Annotated in this window: 17 protein-coding genes; 8 read left to right on the plus strand and 9 right to left on the minus strand. The window is 70.5% G+C overall.

Annotation, left to right across the window (positions count from 1 at the left end):
- The first annotated feature begins 122 nt into the window (after positions 1–122).
- Genes C1N81_RS15170 through C1N81_RS15180 form a run of 3 tightly spaced genes read left to right on the plus strand, consistent with a single transcriptional unit; the run spans position 123 to position 2025 of the window.
- Positions 123–902, plus strand: coding sequence for a helix-turn-helix domain-containing protein (locus C1N81_RS15170; protein WP_394437966.1), 780 nt, complete (start codon positions 123–125; stop codon positions 900–902).
- Positions 899–1198, plus strand: a complete 300-nt coding sequence (locus C1N81_RS15175; protein WP_394429363.1) for a DUF397 domain-containing protein — start codon at positions 899–901, stop codon at positions 1196–1198. The genes C1N81_RS15170 and C1N81_RS15175 overlap by 4 nt, the downstream gene beginning before the upstream one ends.
- Positions 1195–2025 (plus strand): arylamine N-acetyltransferase family protein, encoded by an 831-nt coding sequence (locus C1N81_RS15180; RefSeq protein ID WP_394429365.1) that lies wholly within the window; start codon positions 1195–1197, stop codon positions 2023–2025. Before C1N81_RS15175 ends, C1N81_RS15180 begins: the two co-directional genes overlap by 4 nt.
- Positions 2026–2067: 42 nt before the next feature.
- On the opposite strand, the gene C1N81_RS15185 is transcribed toward C1N81_RS15180, so the two are convergent.
- The 3 genes from C1N81_RS15185 to acnA form a co-directional block, all read right to left on the minus strand.
- On the minus strand, positions 2068–2292 hold the full coding sequence (locus C1N81_RS15185; RefSeq protein WP_394429367.1) for a hypothetical protein: 225 nt from the start codon (positions 2290–2292) through the stop codon (positions 2068–2070).
- On the minus strand, positions 2289–2783 hold the full coding sequence (locus tag C1N81_RS15190; protein ID WP_394429369.1) for a prevent-host-death protein: 495 nt from the start codon (positions 2781–2783) through the stop codon (positions 2289–2291). Before C1N81_RS15190 ends, C1N81_RS15185 begins: the two co-directional genes overlap by 4 nt.
- A 166-nt stretch (positions 2784–2949) precedes the next feature.
- Complete coding sequence (gene acnA / locus C1N81_RS15195) at positions 2950–5664, minus strand: aconitate hydratase AcnA (protein WP_394429370.1); 2715 nt, start codon at positions 5662–5664, stop codon at positions 2950–2952.
- A gap of 313 nt (positions 5665–5977) precedes the next feature.
- Here acnA and C1N81_RS15200 point away from each other — a divergent pair, with 313 nt between their 5' ends.
- Positions 5978–6190 carry a DUF4236 domain-containing protein gene (locus C1N81_RS15200; protein WP_394429372.1) on the plus strand — a complete coding sequence of 71 codons (213 nt, stop codon included), beginning with the start codon at positions 5978–5980 and terminating at the stop codon, positions 6188–6190.
- A gap of 64 nt (positions 6191–6254) precedes the next feature.
- Complete coding sequence (locus C1N81_RS15205; protein WP_394429374.1) at positions 6255–7784, plus strand: helix-turn-helix domain-containing protein; 1530 nt, start codon at positions 6255–6257, stop codon at positions 7782–7784.
- A 28-nt stretch (positions 7785–7812) separates the two neighbouring features.
- Here C1N81_RS15205 and C1N81_RS15210 read toward each other — a convergent pair whose 3' ends face one another.
- The 3 genes from C1N81_RS15210 to C1N81_RS15220 form a co-directional block, all read right to left on the minus strand.
- Entirely contained in the window at positions 7813–8946 is a 1134-nt protein-coding gene (locus C1N81_RS15210; RefSeq protein ID WP_394429376.1) for a hypothetical protein, read from the minus strand.
- A gap of 122 nt (positions 8947–9068) precedes the next feature.
- The gene (locus C1N81_RS15215) at positions 9069–9815 is read right to left on the minus strand and encodes a cysteine hydrolase family protein (protein WP_394429378.1); all 747 of its coding nucleotides are present in this window, start codon (positions 9813–9815) and stop codon (positions 9069–9071) included.
- Positions 9815–10399 carry a cysteine hydrolase family protein gene (locus C1N81_RS15220; RefSeq protein ID WP_394429380.1) on the minus strand — a complete coding sequence of 195 codons (585 nt, stop codon included), beginning with the start codon at positions 10397–10399 and terminating at the stop codon, positions 9815–9817. Before C1N81_RS15220 ends, C1N81_RS15215 begins: the two co-directional genes overlap by 1 nt.
- Positions 10400–10554: 155 nt before the next feature.
- On the opposite strand from C1N81_RS15220, the gene C1N81_RS15225 reads away from it, so the two are divergent.
- A complete protein-coding gene (locus tag C1N81_RS15225; protein ID WP_394429382.1) occupies positions 10555–11553 on the plus strand; it encodes a GlxA family transcriptional regulator in 999 nt (332 codons plus the stop codon).
- A 13-nt stretch (positions 11554–11566) separates the two neighbouring features.
- Here the strand turns inward: C1N81_RS15225 and C1N81_RS15230 are convergent, their stop codons facing one another.
- A complete protein-coding gene (locus C1N81_RS15230; RefSeq protein WP_394429384.1) occupies positions 11567–11965 on the minus strand; it encodes a RidA family protein in 399 nt (132 codons plus the stop codon).
- Positions 11962–13137, minus strand: a complete 1176-nt coding sequence (locus C1N81_RS15235; protein WP_394429386.1) for an acyl-CoA dehydrogenase family protein — start codon at positions 13135–13137, stop codon at positions 11962–11964. Before C1N81_RS15235 ends, C1N81_RS15230 begins: the two co-directional genes overlap by 4 nt.
- Positions 13138–13400: 263 nt before the next feature.
- On the opposite strand from C1N81_RS15235, the gene C1N81_RS15240 reads away from it, so the two are divergent.
- Both C1N81_RS15240 and C1N81_RS15245 read left to right on the plus strand, forming a co-directional pair.
- A complete protein-coding gene (locus C1N81_RS15240; RefSeq protein ID WP_394429388.1) occupies positions 13401–15056 on the plus strand; it encodes an AMP-binding protein in 1656 nt (551 codons plus the stop codon).
- A 4-nt stretch (positions 15057–15060) separates the two neighbouring features.
- On the plus strand, positions 15061–15897 hold the full coding sequence (locus C1N81_RS15245) for a PaaX family transcriptional regulator (protein WP_394429390.1): 837 nt from the start codon (positions 15061–15063) through the stop codon (positions 15895–15897).
- A 71-nt stretch (positions 15898–15968) separates the two neighbouring features.
- Here C1N81_RS15245 and C1N81_RS15250 read toward each other — a convergent pair whose 3' ends face one another.
- Positions 15969–18257, minus strand: coding sequence for a bifunctional salicylyl-CoA 5-hydroxylase/oxidoreductase (locus C1N81_RS15250; protein ID WP_394429392.1), 2289 nt, complete (start codon positions 18255–18257; stop codon positions 15969–15971).
- Between the last annotated feature and the right edge of the window lie 6 nt (positions 18258–18263).

Raw genomic sequence — 18263 nt, forward strand, 5'->3', positions numbered from 1 at the left:
ACTGTCACAGTGCGCGCACCCCGACGGATTATTCGTCGGGGTGCGCGCGGGGTCGGTCGAGCCTGAAGGTGGGGGCAGTGCGCACTATGAAGCGTCCGCTGAAGAGTCCATCGGCGATGAGGATGGTTGCCGACCTTGTCGCCCTGTTCCGGAGATCCGCCGGGCTCACCCAGGCTGAGCTAGGGGAACGGCTGGGGGTGGCTGAGTCGACCATCGCTGCGATTGAGCAGGCTCGGCGGCCGTTGGTACCCGAACTGGCCGCCGCGATGGATGAACTGTTCGGGACGCCGGGGGTGTTGGCCGTCGCGGTGGCCGCCCTGCCCGAGGTGGACCAGTTCCCCATGTGGGCCGAGTCGTACATCCAGCACGAGCGCGAGGCCATCGCCTTGTGCTGGTACGACACCCTGGTCGTGCCGGGCCTGCTCCAGACCGAGGACTACGCCCGCACCCTGCTGGGGCAGCGCGTGCCCGCGTACGACGCGGACGAGATCGAGTCGAGGACGGCGGGGCGTGTCGAGCGGCAGGCCATACTGCGCCGCAAGTGTCCGCCGACGCTGAGCTTTGTTGTGTGGGAGCCCGCACTAAGAATGGGCATCGCGGAACCGGTGGTGCGGGCGGAGCAGTTGCGTCACCTGCGGGCGTGCGCGGACCTGCCGAGCGTTTCCTTGCAGGTCCTGGCACTCGATGCACAGGAGAACGCCGGTACTGCGGGGCCCTTCATCCTTCTAGAAACGGCAGAGCATCAGCGCCTGGCTTATACCGAATCTCAGCGCGGAAGCCAGTGGGTTTCCAACGCGGGCGAGGTGTCCATCCTGGAACGCAAATATGCGATGCTGCGGTCACAGGCCCTCAGCCCCAAGGAGACCAGAGGCCTGTTGGACCGGCTGGTAGGAGAGCAATGAGCACCGCACTGAACTGGTTCAAGTCGAGTTACAGCAGCGACGAAGGCGGCGCTTGCCTCGAAGTCGCCTACGCCTGGCGGAAGTCGAGCCACAGCGGCAGTGAAGGCGGCGCCTGCGTCGAAGTCGCTCACGACTGGCAGAAGTCGAGCCACAGCAGCGACGAAGGCGGTCAGTGCGTAGAAGTATCCGCCCACCCCACCGCCATCCACATCCGCGACTCCAAGGACCCGGACGGCCCCCACTTCACCGTCACCCCGGGCGCCTGGGCCGGTTTCCTGAGCGGCGCTGCTGCGTGATCGACGTAGACAGATACCTGGCCGTGCTCGGAGCAGCACGGCCAGCCGCTCCTACCGCCGACGCCCTCTGGGCCTTGCACCGCGCCCACGTAGAGCGCATCCCGTACGAGACGCTCGACAACCAGCTCGGTCGGCGCACGAACATCGACCCCGCCGAATCCGCAGCTCGGTTCCTCCGAGGACGCGGCGGCTATTGCTTCACGCTCAACGGCGGTTTCGCCGCGCTCCTCCAAGCCCTCGGCTATGACGTGACGTTGCACGTGGCCGGGGTGCAGGACGAGGTCGAGGACCCGGACGGCCCCGGCGGCGACCACCTCGCGCTGACGGTCGGCCTGGACGGCGAACGCTGGCTGGTCGATGTCGGACTCGCAGGCGGCATCCACGAACCCCTCCCGCTCCGCCAAGGCACGTACACACAGGGCCCGTTCACGTACGGGATGGCACCTTCCACGGTGGTCCCCGGAGGGTGGCGGTTCACGCACGACCCGCGCGGCGCGTTCGACACGATGGTCTTCGACCCGGAGCCCGTCGGCATCGCTGCGTTCGAGGCGAAGCACGTAGAGCTGTCGACGTCGCCCGAGTCCGGGTTCGTCCGGGTCTTTCAGGCGCAACTGCGCGAATCAAAGGGCGTCGTCATGCTGCGCGGCTGCGTGCTGCGCAGGATCGAGGCCGGGGGCACGGAGGAGCGGGTGATCGATGTCGCCGAGGACTGGTACGACGCACTCGCCGACGTGTTCCACCTGAACCTGGATGACGTGGGCGCGGCCGAGCGAGCGCGCCTGTGGGACCACGTCCGCACCGAGCACCGGAAAAGATGGGCCGCATAAAGAACGCTACGACAGACCAGTCGTCCCGGCTGCGAAGCCCGCCTACTTCGTTTCGTTCGGGTGGCTCGTGTGCACCTGCTCCAAGAAGACCGTGCGCTCGTGGACGTAGAACCAGATGCGCGCGGTGCCCTTCGCAGTCGGTTTGTGCTGCCACCGCTCATGGGTCGCGCCGCCACGCTCGATGACGCCGAGTTCTCCCTTGAGCCGATAGTTCGTCGGCGTCGTGGACAGTGGCGTCCGCGTGAGGAAGTCCCAGGCCTCCGTCATGGAGTTACGGATCGTCGCGACGAGGTCGCGCCATCCCTTCTCTCATCGTCGTCGTCGAGCCACTCCAAATCGGCGCTGCCGCTGCTGAGCCCGGCTGCAACGGCGGTGGCCGTCTCCCTCCAGGAGGTCAGCTCCGCGATCGCGAGGTGCGGCTGGTTGGTGGAGAACGAGGCGCGCGCCGCATCGACGAGGTCCTGCGCACAGGACTCCCGGTCGGCCGGCGACAGTGCAAGCATCCAAGGGAAGGCCTTGGACATCCGCTCAGCGAGAGAGCCGTGGTCGTCGAGGGTGACGGTGATGAGCTGTGCGGCAAAGTTCAGCAAGCGGGCACGGCCCTCGGCCTCGCGCTGCGACATCAGGACCAGAGCCTCGCCGTCGCGCCGGGTCACCGTCACGGGGTGGTCCTCGGCCTCGGCGAAGACCTCGGCGGAGTGCTTGCTCAGGTCCGAGGAGCGCCGAGTCGCCACGGGGAGGTCTGCCGCTATGGTCATGCGTCCACAATATTCATTCGGAACGTATTCGGAAGTCCAGTGAAGGCCGAGAGGCCACCAGAGCTCAGTGGCCCGGGGGCTCATGAAGAACGCGACGACGACAACGACGACAGGGCCGCACCCCCGTTCACCGGGGATGCGGCCCTGAACTGCGTTACCGGATCGCTTACTTGCGGATCAGGTTGCGCAGCACGTACTGCATGATGCCGCCGTTGCGGTAGTAGTCCGCCTCGCCGGGGGTGTCGATGCGGACGACCGCGTCGAACTCCACGCCCGTGTCGGTCGTGACCTTGACCGTGCGCGGGGTGGTGCCGTTGTTCAGCTCCTCGATGCCCGTGAAGGAGAAGGTCTCCTCGCCGGTGAGGCCGAGCGACGACGCGTTCTGGCCCTCGGGGAACTGGAGCGGGAGGACGCCCATGCCGATGAGGTTCGAGCGGTGGATGCGCTCGTACGACTCGGTGATGACGACCTTGACGCCGAGGAGCGCGGTGCCCTTGGCCGCCCAGTCGCGGGACGAGCCGGAGCCGTACTCCTTGCCGCCCAGGATGACGAGCGGGGTGCCCTGCTCGATGTAGTTGCGCGAGGCGTCGTAGATGAAGGAAACGGGGGCGTCCTCCTTCGTGAAGTCGCGGGTGTAGCCGCCCTCGGTGCCCGGCGCGAGCTGGTTGCGCAGGCGGATGTTGGCGAACGTGCCGCGGATCATGACCTCGTGGTTGCCACGGCGCGAGCCGTAGGAGTTGAAGTCGCGGCGCTCGACGCCGTGCTCCGTGAGGTACTTGCCGGCCGGGGTGTCGGCCTTGATGGCACCGGCGGGCGAGATGTGGTCCGTCGTCACCGAGTCGCCGAGCTTGGCGAGGACGCGGGCGCCCGTGATGTCGGAGACCGGGGTCGTCTCCATCGTCATGCCCTCGAAGTACGGGGGCTTGCGGACGTAGGTGGACTCGCTGTCCCACTCGAAGGTGTTGCCGGTCGGGATCGGCAGCGCCTGCCACTGGGCGTCGCCCGCGAAGACGTCGGAGTAGGACTTGTTGAACATGTCCTCGCCGATGGAGTTGGCGACGACGTCGTTGACCTCGGCCTCGGTCGGCCAGATGTCGGCCAGGTGCACGGCGTTGCCGTCCTGGTCGACGCCGAGCGCGTCCTTGGTGATGTCGACCTTCATCGAACCGGCGATGGCGTACGCGACGACCAGCGGCGGGGACGCCAGGTAGTTCATCTTGACGTCGGGGTTGATGCGGCCCTCGAAGTTCCGGTTGCCGGAGAGGACCGAGGTGACGGCGAGGTCGTGGTCGTTGACGGCCTTCGAGACCTCCTCGGGCAGCGGGCCCGAGTTGCCGATGCAGGTGGTGCAGCCGTAGCCGACGAGGTTGAAGCCGACCTTGTCGAGGTAGGGGGTGAGCCCCGCCTTGTCGAAGTAGTCGGTGACGACCTTCGAGCCCGGGGCGAGGGTGGTCTTGACCCAGGGCTTGCGGGTCAGGCCCTTCTCGACCGCCTTCTTGGCCACCAGCGCGGCGGCGACCATGACGTACGGGTTCGAGGTGTTGGTGCAGGAGGTGATGGCCGCGACCGTCACCGCGCCGTGGTCCAGCTCGTACGTGGTGCCGTCGGGGGCGGTCACGGTGACCGGGTTCGACGGGACGCCGTTCGAGGCGGCCGGGGCGTCGGAGGCCGGGAAGGACTCCTTGCCCGCCTCGTCGACCGAGTCGACGTAGTTGCGGACGTCCGTCTTGAACTGCTCGGCGGCGTTCGCGAGGACGATGCGGTCCTGCGGGCGCTTGGGACCGGCGATCGACGGGACGACCGTCGCGAGGTCCAGCTCCAGCTTCTCGGAGAAGTCGGGCTCGGCGGCCGGGTGGAGCCAGAGGCCCTGCTCCTTGGCGTACGCCTCGACGAGCGCGACCTGCTGCTCGGAGCGGCCGGTGAGCTTGAGGTAGTTCAGGGTCTCGCCGTCGATCGGGAAGATCGCGGCCGTCGAACCGAACTCCGGCGACATGTTGCCGATGGTCGCGCGGTTCGCGAGGGAGGTCGCGGCGACGCCCTCACCGTAGAACTCGACGAACTTGCCGACGACGCCGTGCTTGCGCAGCATCTCGGTGATCGTGAGGACCAGGTCGGTGGCGGTCGTGCCCGGCTTCAGCTCGCCCGTCAGCTTGAAGCCGACGACGCGCGGGATCAGCATGGAGACCGGCTGGCCGAGCATCGCGGCCTCGGCCTCGATGCCGCCGACGCCCCAGCCGAGCACGCCCAGGCCGTTGACCATCGTGGTGTGCGAGTCGGTGCCGACGAGGGTGTCGGGGTACGCCTGGCCGCCTCGGACCATGACCGTGCGCGCCAGGTGCTCGATGTTGACCTGGTGGACGATGCCGGTGCCCGGGGGGACGACCTTGAAGTCGTCGAAGGCGGTCTGGCCCCAGCGCAGGAACTGGTAGCGCTCCTTGTTGCGGCCGTACTCCAGCTCGACGTTCTGGCCGAAGGCGTCCTTCGTGCCGAACTTGTCGGCGATGACGGAGTGGTCGATGACCAGCTCGGCCGGGGAGAGCGGGTTGACCTTGTCGGCGTCGCCGCCCAGCTCCTTGACGGCCTCACGCATGGTGGCGAGGTCGACGACGCAGGGCACGCCGGTGAAGTCCTGCATGATCACGCGAGCCGGCGTGAACTGGATCTCCTGCGAGGGCTGGGCCTGGGAGTCCCAGCCGCCGAGCGCACGGATGTGGTCGGCGGTGATGTTCGCGCCGTCCTCGGTGCGGAGCAGGTTCTCCAGCAGAACCTTGAGGCTGTAGGGAAGGCGAGCGGAGCCCTCGACCTTGTCCAGCCTGAAGATCTCGTACGACTCGTCGCCCACGCGCAGCGTGCTGCGGGCGTCGAAGCTGTTCGCCGACACGACAGTCTCCTTCATTGATGTGCGCGTTCCACCGCAATCCTGCCGCCACGCCACGTTGCCGATTCGGTGAGGTAAGGCTAAGTTAGGTAACCCTTACCGGTAACCTCACTACCCTTACGCCCGAGTCGGCGGCGCCGGGCGGCCGCGGGGCGCCTCGGCAGATATCTCGATGTCGAGATAACTCTAACACCCGCCCTCCGGAGGGCTCGACTGATACCCGCGCGCGCGGGTAAGCGGGCTCCACGGACGACCGCAACGGACCACACCGAACGGTCCACGCCGCGCGGTCCTCGACGGAGGGGAATGGGTTGTCATGCCGCTGACGTTCCGCAAGAGCTTCCGGATCCTGCCGGGGGTGCGCCTCAACATCAACCGCAAGTCCTGGTCGATCACGACCGGCGGCGGCTCGCACGGCCCGCGCCACACGCACAGCAGCACCGGCCGGCGTACGACGTCGATGGACCTGCCGGGCCCGTTCGGCTGGCGCAAGACGACTACCGCCAAGCGCTCCGCCAAGCGCCACTGACGCGTAGGGGACTCGGTCGGCCCCCTCGGGATGCATCATCTCATATCTGAGATAGCCTGCCGCCATGGCAGACGATTACCTCGTACGTATCGGCAAGCTCATCCGTGACGCCCGTCAGCATCGGGGCTGGACACAGAGTCAGCTTGCCGAGGCGCTCGGCACCAGCCAGAGCGCTGTGAACCGCATCGAGCGCGGCAATCAAAACATCAGCCTTGAGATGATCGCCCGAATCGGCGAAGCTCTCGACAGCGAGATCGTCTCCTTGGGCTACGCCGGACCGATGCATCTGCGCGTGGTCGGCGGCCGTCGGCTGTCGGGCGCGATCGACGTGAAGACGAGCAAGAACGCGTGCGTGGCGCTGCTCTGCGCGTCCCTCCTGAACGACGGCCGCACCGTGCTGCGCCGCGTCGCCCGCATCGAGGAGGTCTACCGCCTCCTGGAGGTGCTGAACTCGATCGGCGTACGCACCCGCTGGATCAACGACGGCGTCGACCTGGAGATCGTCCCGCCCGCCCGCCTCGACATGGAGGCGATCGACGCGCAGGCGGCCCGCCGCACCCGCTCGATCATCATGTTCCTCGGCCCGCTGCTGCACCGCATGGACCGCTTCACGCTCCCCTACGCGGGCGGCTGCGACCTCGGCACCCGCACCATCGAGCCGCACATGATCGCCCTGCGCCGCTTCGGCCTGGACATCACCGCGACCGAGGGGCTCTACCACGCCGAGGTGCAGCCGGAGGTCGCCCCCGACCGCCCGATCGTGCTGACCGAGCGCGGCGACACGGTGACGGAGAACGCGCTGCTCGCCGCCGCCCGCCACGAGGGCACGACCGTCATCCGCAACGCCTCCTCCAACTACATGGTCCAGGACCTGTGCTTCTTCCTGGAGGCGCTCGGCGTCCGCGTCGACGGCATCGGCACGACGACCCTCACCGTGCACGGCCTCGCCACGATCGACGTCGACGTGGACTACTCGCCGTCCGAGGACCCGGTCGAGGCGATGAGCCTGCTCGCCGCCGCCGTCGTCACCGAGTCCGAGCTGACGGTGCGCCGCGTGCCGATCGAGTTCCTGGAGATCGAGCTGGCGGTCCTGGAGGAGATGGGCCTCGACCACGACCGCACCGCCGAGTACACCGCCGACAACGGGCGGACACGCCTGGTGGACCTCACCGTCCGGCCCTCCAAGCTGGAGGCGCCGATCGACAAGATCCACCCGATGCCGTTCCCCGGCCTGAACATCGACAACGTGCCGTTCTTCGCGGCGATCGCGGCGGCCGCCCAGGGCCAGACCCTCATCCACGACTGGGTCTACGACAACCGCGCGATCTACCTCACCGACCTCAACCGCCTCGGCGGCCGCCTCCAGCTCCTCGACCCGCACCGCGTGCTCGTCGAGGGCCCCACCCGCTGGCGCGCCGCCGAGATGATGTGCCCGCCCGCGCTGCGCCCCGCCGTCGTCGTCCTCCTCGCGATGATGGCGGCCGAGGGCACGTCCGTGCTGCGCAACGTGTACGTCATCAACCGCGGCTACGAGGATCTGGCGGAGCGGCTCAACTCCGTCGGCGCGCAGATCGAGACGTTCCGGGACATCTGATCCGGCGAGGGGTGGGCCCGCTTCCCCTTCAGTGCGGGACCGGGCACACCCCGGCGGCGGAGGCCGAGGCGACCGTGTTGTAGGACGGCGCGGACAGCGTCGTCACCGAATTGCTGCCGAGCTGCTTGAGGATCTCGTCGGAGAGCAGGTCCTGCTGGCCCTTGAGGGCGTCGGCGACCGTCGTGTCCTTCGGGAAGACCATCTCGGCGGCGATGTTGTCCTGCACGATGCGGGCGAGGTTGTCGAGCGCGGTGAAGATCGGGTCGGCCGGGGGCTCCAGACCGGGCAGGTCGATGAGGTGCGTGGACACCTTCGCCGCGTTCATGCAGTCCTTGAGGATGATGGTGTTCTGGTTGAGGACGCTCGTCGTCCACTGCGAGAGCACCACGCAGTACAGGTCGGCCCACGCCGTCTCGCCGACCTTGGCGCGCCAGGTCTTCATGATGTCCTGCACACCCTTGATCTGGGCCTGCGAGGCGTGCTCCATGTTGGTGCGGATCGCCGGGTAGACGCTGCCGGAGAAGTCCTCGAAGGACTTCATGTCGAAGTGCTTCGCCGCGATCGACGCGTTGATGAACTTCACGCCGCCGTCGAGGATCGTCGCGCAGGACGTGGCGAGGGTGGACGGCAGACCGGCGGCGGGCAGGTTGGCGCGGGCGGTGGCGAGCTTGGCCGCGTACGCCTTCAGCGGCTCGATCCAGGCCGTGGACGACTCGTCGTTGAAGGCGACCATGACCAGGTCGTGCGGGTCGATCCGGTTGGCGTTGGGCAGGTTCGGGATCTTGTCCGCCAGGTAGCTGGCGATCACCGAGAAGATGCCGAGCGGGACGTGGGCGATGGACTTCGCCAGCTCGAACGTCTGCGACACGGGGTTGACGGACTCCTGTCCGTCCTTCGTCACGAGGGTGAACCGGCCGCCCTTGGCGTCGTTCTGGACGACGACGACCGGTGAGAGGTGCTTTATCAACTCCGCCTTGAGCGTGGCGTAGTTGGCGCGCATGCCCGCGTTCACCGCGAACAGCGACTCGCGGGCCTGGGTCTGGGTGACCGCGGCCGCCGCGCTGTCACCGGCGTCCGCGACGCTCGGGGCCGCGGAGTAGCCGATGAGGGCGGCGGTGCTGATGCCGGTGGCGCCGCCTATGAAGCCTCTGCGCGTAGCCATCTTCGTTTTCTCCCTGAGGACTTGGGGTTCAATTTCCGGTGCTTGTGCATGGGGGGAAACCTTTGGTTGGGGGGGATGGGGGGAAGTGGGGGGTGGGGGGGGTGGAGAGGGGAAGCGTTACGTCACTTGATGTCGCGCTGCTTCGGGACGACGACGCCGAACCGGTCCTGGATCGTGGCCAGCGCCGACTCGTGCACCTGCTGCGCCGGGATGCCCCGCGGGTTGCCCTTCACGGGCAGCGGGCGGGTGGCGGACGCGTCGCCGACGACCGTGGGGTGGTAGCCGTTGTAGACCGCGCCCTCGGTGGTGAACAGGGTGCACATGTGCGTCATGAAGCCGGAGATGATGACGTTCTCGCGGCCCGTCTTCTTCAGCACGGCGTCGAGGTTCGTGTCGTGGAAGCCGTTGGGGACGGCCTTCTCGACGACGGTCTCGCCCTTGGCGGGCTTGAGCGCCGGGATGATCTGGCCGGCCTTCGAGTCGAGGTCGTAGCCCTTCTCGACGATGTGGACGACCGGGGTGTGCGCCTTGCGGGCGCGGTCGAGGAGCGCCTTGGTGTTGTCGACCGCCTGCCGCCAGCCGGTCAGTTCCATCGCGCCGCCGGTGTAGACGTTCTGGTAGTCGACGAGGACGAGGGTGGCGTTCGAGAGCTTCGCCGGGGTCTCGTCCAGCTTCATCAAGCTGCGGAGGGTGGTGGTGTCCTTCGCATAGTTCTTCGCGTCGTTCTTCTCGTGCCGCTGACTGCCCTTGTCCGTACGCGTCGCCGCCTCCGAGTCGCCCCCGCACGCCGTCATGGTCGCGGCGAGGACGGCGGCGGCGCCGAGCGCGGCGGCGGTGCGGAACAGCTTCGGCTTCTTGGCCGTCTGCATCAGACGATCTCCTTCTGGGTCGGGACGACGACGCCGTACAGGTCGGCGATGGTGGCGAGGGCCGACTGGTGCACCTGCCCGGCGGGGACGTCGACGCCCGCGACCGGGAGCGAGCGGGTGGCGGTGGCCTCGGCGACGACGGTCGGGCGGTTGCCGTTGAGGAAGGCGCCCTGCGCGGTGAACGCCACGCACATGTGTGTCATCCAGCCCGCGATGATCACGTCCTGGCCCTCGGTGAGGTGCGTGGCGAGGTCCGTGCCGACGAAGGCGTTCGGGACCTGCTTGACCACGACCTCCTCACCGTCGGCGGGCGTCAGCTTCGAGTGGATCCGACCGATCTCCGCGCGGATGTCGTACGGGGTGCCCTCGCCGCCGTCGTTGATGACGTGGACGACCTTGGTGCCCGCCTCCCGTGCCCGGGTGAGGAGCTGGGCCGCGGCGTCGAGGGACTCCTCCCAGCCGTCGAGCTCCATCACGCCCCGGGTGTAGGTGTTCTGGAAGTCGATGAGGATCAGCGTCGAGCCGGCCAGGGTCGCGGGGGTCTCGTCGAAGCCGTTGAGCTCGCGCAGCGTGGTTCGGGACATGGGTGTACCGCCTTAGGAATACGGGTGGGAGCCGCGGTCCGGGATGGTCACCGGGCCACGTCCATCACGCTATGAGCCCGCTGTGACGTCGGCAATGACGTCTAACATGCAGATACCGACATGCCGGGGAGAGGCATGCGTCCGAAGGGGGCTCCGTGCCGGACCGCGTCAGACGGCTCATCGTGATCGTGCTCTTCGAGGGCGTCGACCTGCTCGACGTCACCGGGCCGCCGGAGGTGTTCTCGCTCGCCCTGCGCGAGACCGAGGAGGCCGCCGGGTACCAAGTGCTGCTCGCCGCCGAGACCATGGACCCGGTCACCACGGGCGCGGGCGTGCGCATCCTGCCGGATCTCACCTTCGCGCAGGCCGCCGCGGGCACCATCGACACGCTCATCGTGCCGGGCGCGGTGGAGTTCGACGAGGAGCGGCGTGTGCATCCGCTCGTCGAACCCGGGCTCGTGGAATGGGTGCGGGTATTGGCTGAGCGGACGCACCGGATCACGTCCGTGTGCGTCGGGGCGCATCTGCTCGCCGCCGCCGGTCTGCTCGACGGCAAGCGCGCCACGACCCACTGGTCCACCGCGCAGCAGCTCGCCGCCGACCATCCGGCGGTCGAGGTCGACGCCGACCCGATCTTCATCCGCGAGGGCAACGTGTGGACGGGGGCGGGAATCAGCGCCTGCCTCGACCTCTCGCTCGCGCTGATCGCCGACGACCTCGGCGAGGCGGTCGCCCTGCGGGTCGCGCGGCAGCTCGTGATGTACCTGAAGCGGCCCAGCGGGCAGAGCCAGTTCAGCGTGCCCCTGGAACAGGTGTCGACGACACGGCGCATCGAGGACCTGCGCCATCACATCCTGCGGCACATCGGCGAACCGCTCACCGTCGTCGATCTCGCCGCGTACGCCCACGTCAGCGACCGGCACCTGACCCGGCTCTTCAAGACCGAACTCGGCACGACCCCGCACGCCTACATCGAGTCGGTACGGGTGGAGAAGGCCCGCCATGAGCTGGAGTCCTCCGACGCCACCCTGGAGCGGGTGGCGACCCTGTGCGGGTTCGGAACGACGGACACGCTCGTACGGGCCTTCCGCCGGCGGCTGAACACGACGCCGACGGAGTACCGGCGGCGCTTCCGGGTGCCGCCGGCGCCCTGAGGCGGCCCGGCCCTCAGGGAAGTACGGCCGTGCCGTCGATCTCGACCAGGGCCTGTTCGTCCCAGAGGCGGGCGACGCCGATGACCGCCATCGCCGGGTAGTCGCGGCCTGCCAACTCCCGCCAGATGAGGCCGAGTTCGCGGGCGTGGGCGCGGTAGTCCGGTACGTCCGTCGTGTAGACCGTGACGCGGGCCAGGTCGGCCGGGGTGCCGCCCGCGTGGCGCAGGGCCGTGAGGAGGTTGGACAGAGCCCGCTCGAACTGTTCCGGGAGCGTCGCGCCGGTGACCTTGCCGTCCGCGTCCAGGGCGGTCTGACCCGCCAGCATGACCAGGCGGGTCCCGGTGGCGACGACGGCGTGGGAGAAACCGGTGGGCGGGGAGAGTTCCGCCGGGTTGTGGCGTTCGAGGGTCATCGCGCCTCCGCCGACTCGCGGTACAGGTCCCGGGCGATGATCGCCCGCTGGATCTCGGTCGCGCCCTCGTAGATGCGCGGCGCCCGCACCTCGCGGTACAGGTGCTCCAGGAGGTGGCCGCGGTGCAGCGCCCGCGCGCCGTGCAACTGCACCGCCGCGTCGACGACCTGCTGCGCCGTCTCCGTCGCGAGGAGTTTCGCCATCGCCGCCCGCCGGGGCACCCCGTCCGCCCCCTCGTCGTACGCCGACGCCGCCGCGTACACGAGGAGCCGGGCCGACTCGACGCGCAGGGCCATGTCGGCGACCTGGTGGGCGACGGTCTGCAGGTCCTTCAACGGGCCGCCGAACGCCTGGCGCCGGGCGGTGTGGGCGAGCGTCGCGTCGAGCGCCGCCTGCGCCATGCCGACGGCGAAGGCGCCGACGCTGGGCCGGAACAGGTTCAGGGTGTTCATCGCGACCCGGAAGCCGTCGCCGACCTCGCCGAGCACGTCGTCCGGGCCTACCGGCACCCCGGCGAAGGTGAGCAGGCCGATGGGGTGCTGGGAGAGCATGTCGAGGTGGTCGCCGGTCAGCCCCGGCCGGTCGGCGGGGACGAGGAACGCGGTGACGCCGCGGGCGCCCTCCGCCGGGGCGCCGGTGCGGGCGAAGACGGTGTAGAGGTCGGCCTCTGGGGCGTTGGAGATCCAGCACTTCTCGCCGGTCAGCCGCCAGCCGTCGCCCTGGTCGCCCTGGTCGCCCTCAGCTTTTTGGGCTGCCTGGGCCCCCTGGGGCTCGGCGCGGAGCGCGAGGGCCGCCGCGTCGGAGCCCGCGCCCGGCTCGCTCAGCGCGAACGCGGCGACCGCGCGCCCCGCGCTCACCTCGGGCAGCCAGCGCTCGCGCTGCTCCTTCGTGCCGTACGCGTGCACGGGGTGCGCGCCGAGACCTTGCAGGGCGAGAGCCGTCTCCGCCTCGGTGCAGACCTGGGCGAGGGACTCGCGCATCAGGCACAGGTCGAGCGCGGTGGAGGTGAACAGCCGGTTCAGCAGGCCGAGTTGGCCGAGTTCGGCGACGAGGGGGCGGTTGACGCGGCCCGGTTCACCCTTCTCCGCGACCGGGGCGAGCCGGCGCTCCGCCAGTTCGCGCAGCTCGGCGCACCAGGCGAGTTGGTCGGGTGCGAGCGAGAACGTGCCCATACGCCGGAGCTCCTCCCAAGACGGAGGGACGCCGGGGTCCGTGGCGTCCCCGCGCACCGTATCGCGTGCCGTTGACTGTCGTCACCATCACGATACGCTCGAAGCGCCGATACGGACTCGACGTGCTCGAAGCGCCGACGCGGTTCGAGCTGCCCGGGGCGCCGACGCGGCTCCGGCTGCCCGGGGCCCCGACGCGACTCGACATGTTCGACGCACCGTCACGGCTCGCCGCGCGACCACGCCATGGCAAGGGGGCGCCCCTCATGACCCAGCCATCCCTCTCCCTGCACCCGTCCGGCCACACCGACACGTTCGCGCGCGACCATCTGCCGCCCGCCGCGCTCTGGCCCGGCCTCACCTTCGACCTGCCGGAACTGCGCTATCCGGAGCGGCTGAACTGCGGCGCCGAACTGCTCGACGCGACCGTGCGCCGGTTCGGCCCGGACCGGCCCGCCTTCCACTCCCCCGGCAGGCCGACGTGCACGTACGGGGAGTTGCGGGAGCGCGTCGACCGCATCGCGCACGTGCTGACCGAGGACCTCGGGGTCGTGCCGGGCAACCGGGTGCTGCTGCGCGGGCCCACCACCCCCGGCCTCGTCGCGTGCTGGCTCGCCGTGATGAAGGCGGGCGGCGTCGCCGTGACCGTGCTGGCGCGGCAGCGCTCCGCCGAGCTGGCGACGATGTGCGCGATCGCGCGGGTGCGGCACGCGCTGTGCGACGCCCGGACGGTCGACGACCTGGTCAAGGCGGAGGTGCCGGGCCTGCGGATCACGACGTTCGGCGGCGACGGGCCCGACGACCTCTCGCACCGGACGCCCGCCAAACCCGCGTCGTACGAGGCCGTGGCGACCTCCGCCGACGACGTCGCCCTCATCGCCTTCACCTCGGGAACCACCGGGCGGCCCAAGGGCTGCATGCACTTCCACCGGGACGTGCTCGCCGTCGCCGACACCTTCGCGCGCCACGTGGTGCGGGCGACGCCGGACGACGTGTTCGCGGGCAGCCCGCCCCTCGGCTTCACGTTCGGGCTCGGCGGGCTCGTCGTCTTCCCGCTGCGCGCCGGCGCCTCGGCGCTGCTGCTCGAACAGGCGGGCCCGCGCCAGCTGTTGCCCGCCGTCGCCGCGCACCGGGTGTCGGTCCTGTTCACGGCGCCGACGGCGTACCGGGCGATGCTCGCGGACCCGGACTGGTCCACGTACGACGTGAGCGGTCTGCGGCGCTGCGTCTCCGCCGGGGAGAACCTGCCCGCCGCCACCTGGCACGCCTGGCACGACGCGACGGGCCTGCGGATCATCAACGGCATCGGGGCGACCGAGCTGCTCCACATCTTCATCTCCGCCGCCGACGAGGAGATCCGGCCGGGGACCACGGGCCGTCCGGTGCCGGGCTGGCAGGCGCGCGTCGTGGACGACGAGGGGCACGAACTTCCGGACGGCGAACCGGGGTCGCTCGCCGTGCGCGGGCCCGTCGGCTGCCGCTACCTCGCCGACGAGCGGCAGACCACGTACGTACGGCACGGCTGGAACATCACCGGGGACACCTACGTCCGCGAGCCCGACGGCTACTTCCGCTACGTCGCCCGCGCCGACGACATGATCATCAGCGCCGGGTACAACATCGCGGGCCCCGAGGTCGAGGACGCGCTGCTGCGCCACCCGGACGTGACGGAGGCGGCGGTCGTGGGCCGCGCCGACGCGACGCGCGGGCAGATAGCCGTCGCCTACGTGGTGACGCGGCCCGGGGCACGGCAGGACCCGGACGTCCTGCGCGCGTTCGTCCGGGCCGAACTCGTGCCGTACAAGTGCCCGCGGGAGTTCGTGTTCCTCGACGCGCTGCCGCGCACGGCCACGGGAAAGCTGCAGCGGTTCAGGTTGCGCGAGCCCGCACGGCCGGGGCACGGGCCCGGAACCGTACAGTGATCGCGTGTCCGAGCAGCAGACCCCCAGCACCCCCGGCCAGGCGCAGGCGCACACCCCTCGCTCCCTCATCGTCACCCTCTACGGCGCCTACGGGCGCGGGCTCCCCGGGCCCGTACCGGTCGCCGAACTGATCCGGCTGCTCGGCGCCGCCGGGGTGGACGCGCCCTCCGTCCGGTCCGCCGTGTCCCGCCTCAAGCGGCGCGGGCTGCTCCTTGCCGCGCGCAGCGCGTCGGGCGCCGCCGGGTACGCCCTGTCGGACGACGCGCGCCAGCTCCTCGCCGACGGTGACCGGCGCGTGTACGGGGCGCCCGACGACGGTGGCGGGGGCGGCTGGGTGCTCGCCGTGTTCTCCGTGCCCGAGGCGCAGCGCGCCAAGCGGCACGTCCTGCGCTCCACGCTGACCGGGCTCGGCTTCGGCACGGCCGCGCCCGGCGTCTGGCTCGCCCCCGCCCAGCTGTACGAGGAGACGCGGCACACCCTGGAGCGGGCCGGCTGCGCCGCGTACGTCGACCTGTTCCGCGGGGAGCACCTCGGGTTCGCGGCGACCGCCGACGCGGTGGCCCGCTGGTGGGACCTGACAGCCCTGGCCAAGCTGCACGAGGCGTTCCTCGACGAGCACGAGCCGGTGCTCCGCGCCTGGGAGACCCGCACCGACACCCCGCCCCGCGAGGCCTACCGCGACTACCTCCTCGCCCTCGACTCATGGCGCCACCTCCCCTACGCCGACCCGGGACTCCCCGCGCGGCTGCTCCCCGAGGGGTGGCCGGGGGTGCGGTCGGCAGCGGTGTTCCGGGGGCTGCACGCGCGGTTGCGGGAGGCGGGGGCGCGGTTCGTGGGGTGACCCCGGACGCCATCGACGGTTTCGTCGTGGCGGGACAGCCGCCAACGCGGCAACAGAGGGCAGACGCCGGCTCAACCCGGCAGGGAAAGCCTCGGCTTCGGGGCGTCCGAGCGCCCCGTCTGCGGCCGTCGGCTCCCCGCACGATACGGCTCGGGCCACACCACCCCCGCCCCCGCATACCCTTGCTCCGCCGCCGCGTGCAGCGTCCAGTTCGGGTCGTACAGGTGGGGGCGGGCGAGGGCGCACAGGTCGGTGCGGCCCGCCAGGATCAGGGAGTTCACGTCGTCCCAGGACGAGATCGCTCCCACCGAGATCACCGGGATCCCCGTCTCGCCGCGGATGCGGTCCGCGTAGGGGACCTGGTAGGAGCGGCCGAACTCCGGGTGTTCGTCGGAGACGACCTGGCCGGTGGAGACGTCGATCGCGTCGGCCCCGTGCGCGGCGAACGCCCGTGCCATGGCCACCGCGTCGTCCGGCCCCGTCCCCCCGTCCGCCCAGTCCGTCGCCGAGATCCGCACGGTCATCGGGCGGTCCCGGGGCCACACCTCCCGTACCGCGTCGAACACCTCCAGCGGGAACCGCATCCGCCCCGCAAGCGCGCCCCCGTACGCGTCCGTGCGTCGATTCGTCAGGGGCGACAAGAAGCCGGACAGCAGGTAGCCGTGCGCGCAGTGCAGTTCGAGGAGGTCGAAGCCGGCCTCCGCCGCTCGACGCGCCGACGTCACGAACTCCGCGCGTATGGCGCCGAGTTCGCTCCGCGTCAGCTCGCGCGGCACCTGGCCGCCCTCCCGGTACGGAATCGCCGACGCCGCCCCCAGCGGCCAGTTCTCCTCCGGCACCGGGAGCGGCTCGTCCATGCCCTCCCACATGAGCCGGGTGGAGCCTTTGCGGCCGGAGTGGCCCAGCTGGACGCCGATCGCCGTGCCGGGTGCCCGGGTGTGGACGAAGTCGGTGACGCGGCGCCATGCCGCGCCCTGCTCGGGGGTGTAGAGACCGGCGCAGCCCGGTGTGATGCGGCCCTCGGGGCTGACGCACACCATCTCCGTCATGACGAGGCCCGCCCCGCCGAGCGCCCGCGCCCCGAGGTGGACGAGGTGGAAGTCGCCGGGGACGCCCTCGACCGCCGAGTACATGTCCATCGGGGAGACGACGACCCGGTTGCGCAGCCGCAGCCCGCGCAGCCGGAAGGGCGTGAACATCGGCGGCGTGCCCGGCGGGCAGCCGAACTCCTCCTCCACCGACGCCGTGAACGCCGCGTCCCGCAGCCGCAGATTGTCGTGCGTGACCCGGCGGCTGCGCGTGAGCAGGTTGAACGCGAACTGCCGTGGTGGCTGCCCGAGATGGCGCGCGAGGTCCTCGAACCATCCGAGGCTGGCCCGCGCGGCCCGCTGCGTGGAGGCGACGACGGGCCTGCGCTCGGCCTCGTACGCGGTGAGCGCCGCCTCGACGGTGGGCTGTTCGTGGAGCGACGCGGCGAGCGCGAGCGCGTCCTCGACGGCGAGTTTCGTCCCGGAGCCGATGGAGAAGTGCGCGGTGTGCGCCGCGTCGCCGATGAGGACGCATGTGCCGTGCGACCACGTCTCGTTGACCACGGTGCGAAAGCGCGCCCACGACGAGTTGTTCGCGCGCAGGCCGCGTCCGTCCAGCGCGTCCGCGAACACCTTCGCCGCGCGCTCGACCGACTCGCGCACGTCCAGGTCCGCGAAGCCCGCCGCCCGCCACACCTCCTCGCGCATCTCGACGATGACGGTGGACGCGTCGCCGCTGTACGGGTAGCCGTGCAGTTGCATCACGCCGTGCTCGGTCTCCGCGATCTCGAAGCGGAACGCGTCGAACGCGAAGTCGGCGGCGAGCCAGATGTACCGGTTGCGGTGCTCCTCGACGCGCGGGCGGAACGCGTCGGCGTACGTCTCCCGGGTCCGGCTGCGCACCCCGTCGGCGGCGACGACCAGGTCGTACGCGGCACACAGCTCGGCGACGGGCGGCGCCTCGGCGCGGAAGCGCAGCGTGACGCCGAGGTCGCGGCAGCGGTCCTCCAGGATCTGGAGGAGACGGCGGCGGCCGAGCGCGGCGAAGCCGTGGCCGCCGGAGGTGTGGCGCACACCCCGGTGGACGATGTCGATGTCGTCCCAGCGCACGAACTCGTCCCGCAGGGACGCGTAGATCACCGGGTCGGCGTGTTCGATGCCGCCGAGGGTCTCGTCGGAGAGGACGACGCCGAAGCCGAACGTGTCGTGCGGGGCATTGCGCTCCCAGACCGTGATCTCGCGGTCCGGGTCGAGGCGTTTGAGGAGCGCGGCCGCGTACAGGCCGCCGGGACCGCCGCCGACGACGGCGACGCGCTGCGCGCGCGGGGTCATGCCGGC

Source organism: Streptomyces sp. SGAir0957 (assembly GCF_043523415.1).

What these genes read in the sequence shown, in the direction of transcription:
- C1N81_RS15190 (WP_394429369.1), bottom strand. Translation starts at nt 2,783, where the DNA reads ATGACCATAGCGGCAGACCTCCCCGTGGCGACTCGGCGCTCCTCGGAC.
- C1N81_RS15175 (WP_394429363.1), top strand. Translation starts at nt 899, where the DNA reads ATGAGCACCGCACTGAACTGGTTCAAGTCGAGTTACAGCAGCGACGAA.
- C1N81_RS15235 (WP_394429386.1), bottom strand. Translation starts at nt 13,137, where the DNA reads ATGGGCACGTTCTCGCTCGCACCCGACCAACTCGCCTGGTGCGCCGAG.
- C1N81_RS15240 (WP_394429388.1), top strand. Translation starts at nt 13,401, where the DNA reads ATGACCCAGCCATCCCTCTCCCTGCACCCGTCCGGCCACACCGACACG.
- C1N81_RS15205 (WP_394429374.1), top strand. Translation starts at nt 6,255, where the DNA reads ATGGCAGACGATTACCTCGTACGTATCGGCAAGCTCATCCGTGACGCC.
- C1N81_RS15250 (WP_394429392.1), bottom strand. Translation starts at nt 18,257, where the DNA reads ATGACCCCGCGCGCGCAGCGCGTCGCCGTCGTCGGCGGCGGTCCCGGC.
- C1N81_RS15215 (WP_394429378.1), bottom strand. Translation starts at nt 9,815, where the DNA reads ATGCAGACGGCCAAGAAGCCGAAGCTGTTCCGCACCGCCGCCGCGCTC.
- C1N81_RS15185 (WP_394429367.1), bottom strand. Translation starts at nt 2,292, where the DNA reads ATGACGGAGGCCTGGGACTTCCTCACGCGGACGCCACTGTCCACGACG.
- C1N81_RS15230 (WP_394429384.1), bottom strand. Translation starts at nt 11,965, where the DNA reads ATGACCCTCGAACGCCACAACCCGGCGGAACTCTCCCCGCCCACCGGT.
- C1N81_RS15200 (WP_394429372.1), top strand. Translation starts at nt 5,978, where the DNA reads ATGCCGCTGACGTTCCGCAAGAGCTTCCGGATCCTGCCGGGGGTGCGC.
- C1N81_RS15210 (WP_394429376.1), bottom strand. Translation starts at nt 8,946, where the DNA reads ATGGCTACGCGCAGAGGCTTCATAGGCGGCGCCACCGGCATCAGCACC.
- C1N81_RS15220 (WP_394429380.1), bottom strand. Translation starts at nt 10,399, where the DNA reads ATGTCCCGAACCACGCTGCGCGAGCTCAACGGCTTCGACGAGACCCCC.
- C1N81_RS15170 (WP_394437966.1), top strand. Translation starts at nt 123, where the DNA reads ATGGTTGCCGACCTTGTCGCCCTGTTCCGGAGATCCGCCGGGCTCACC.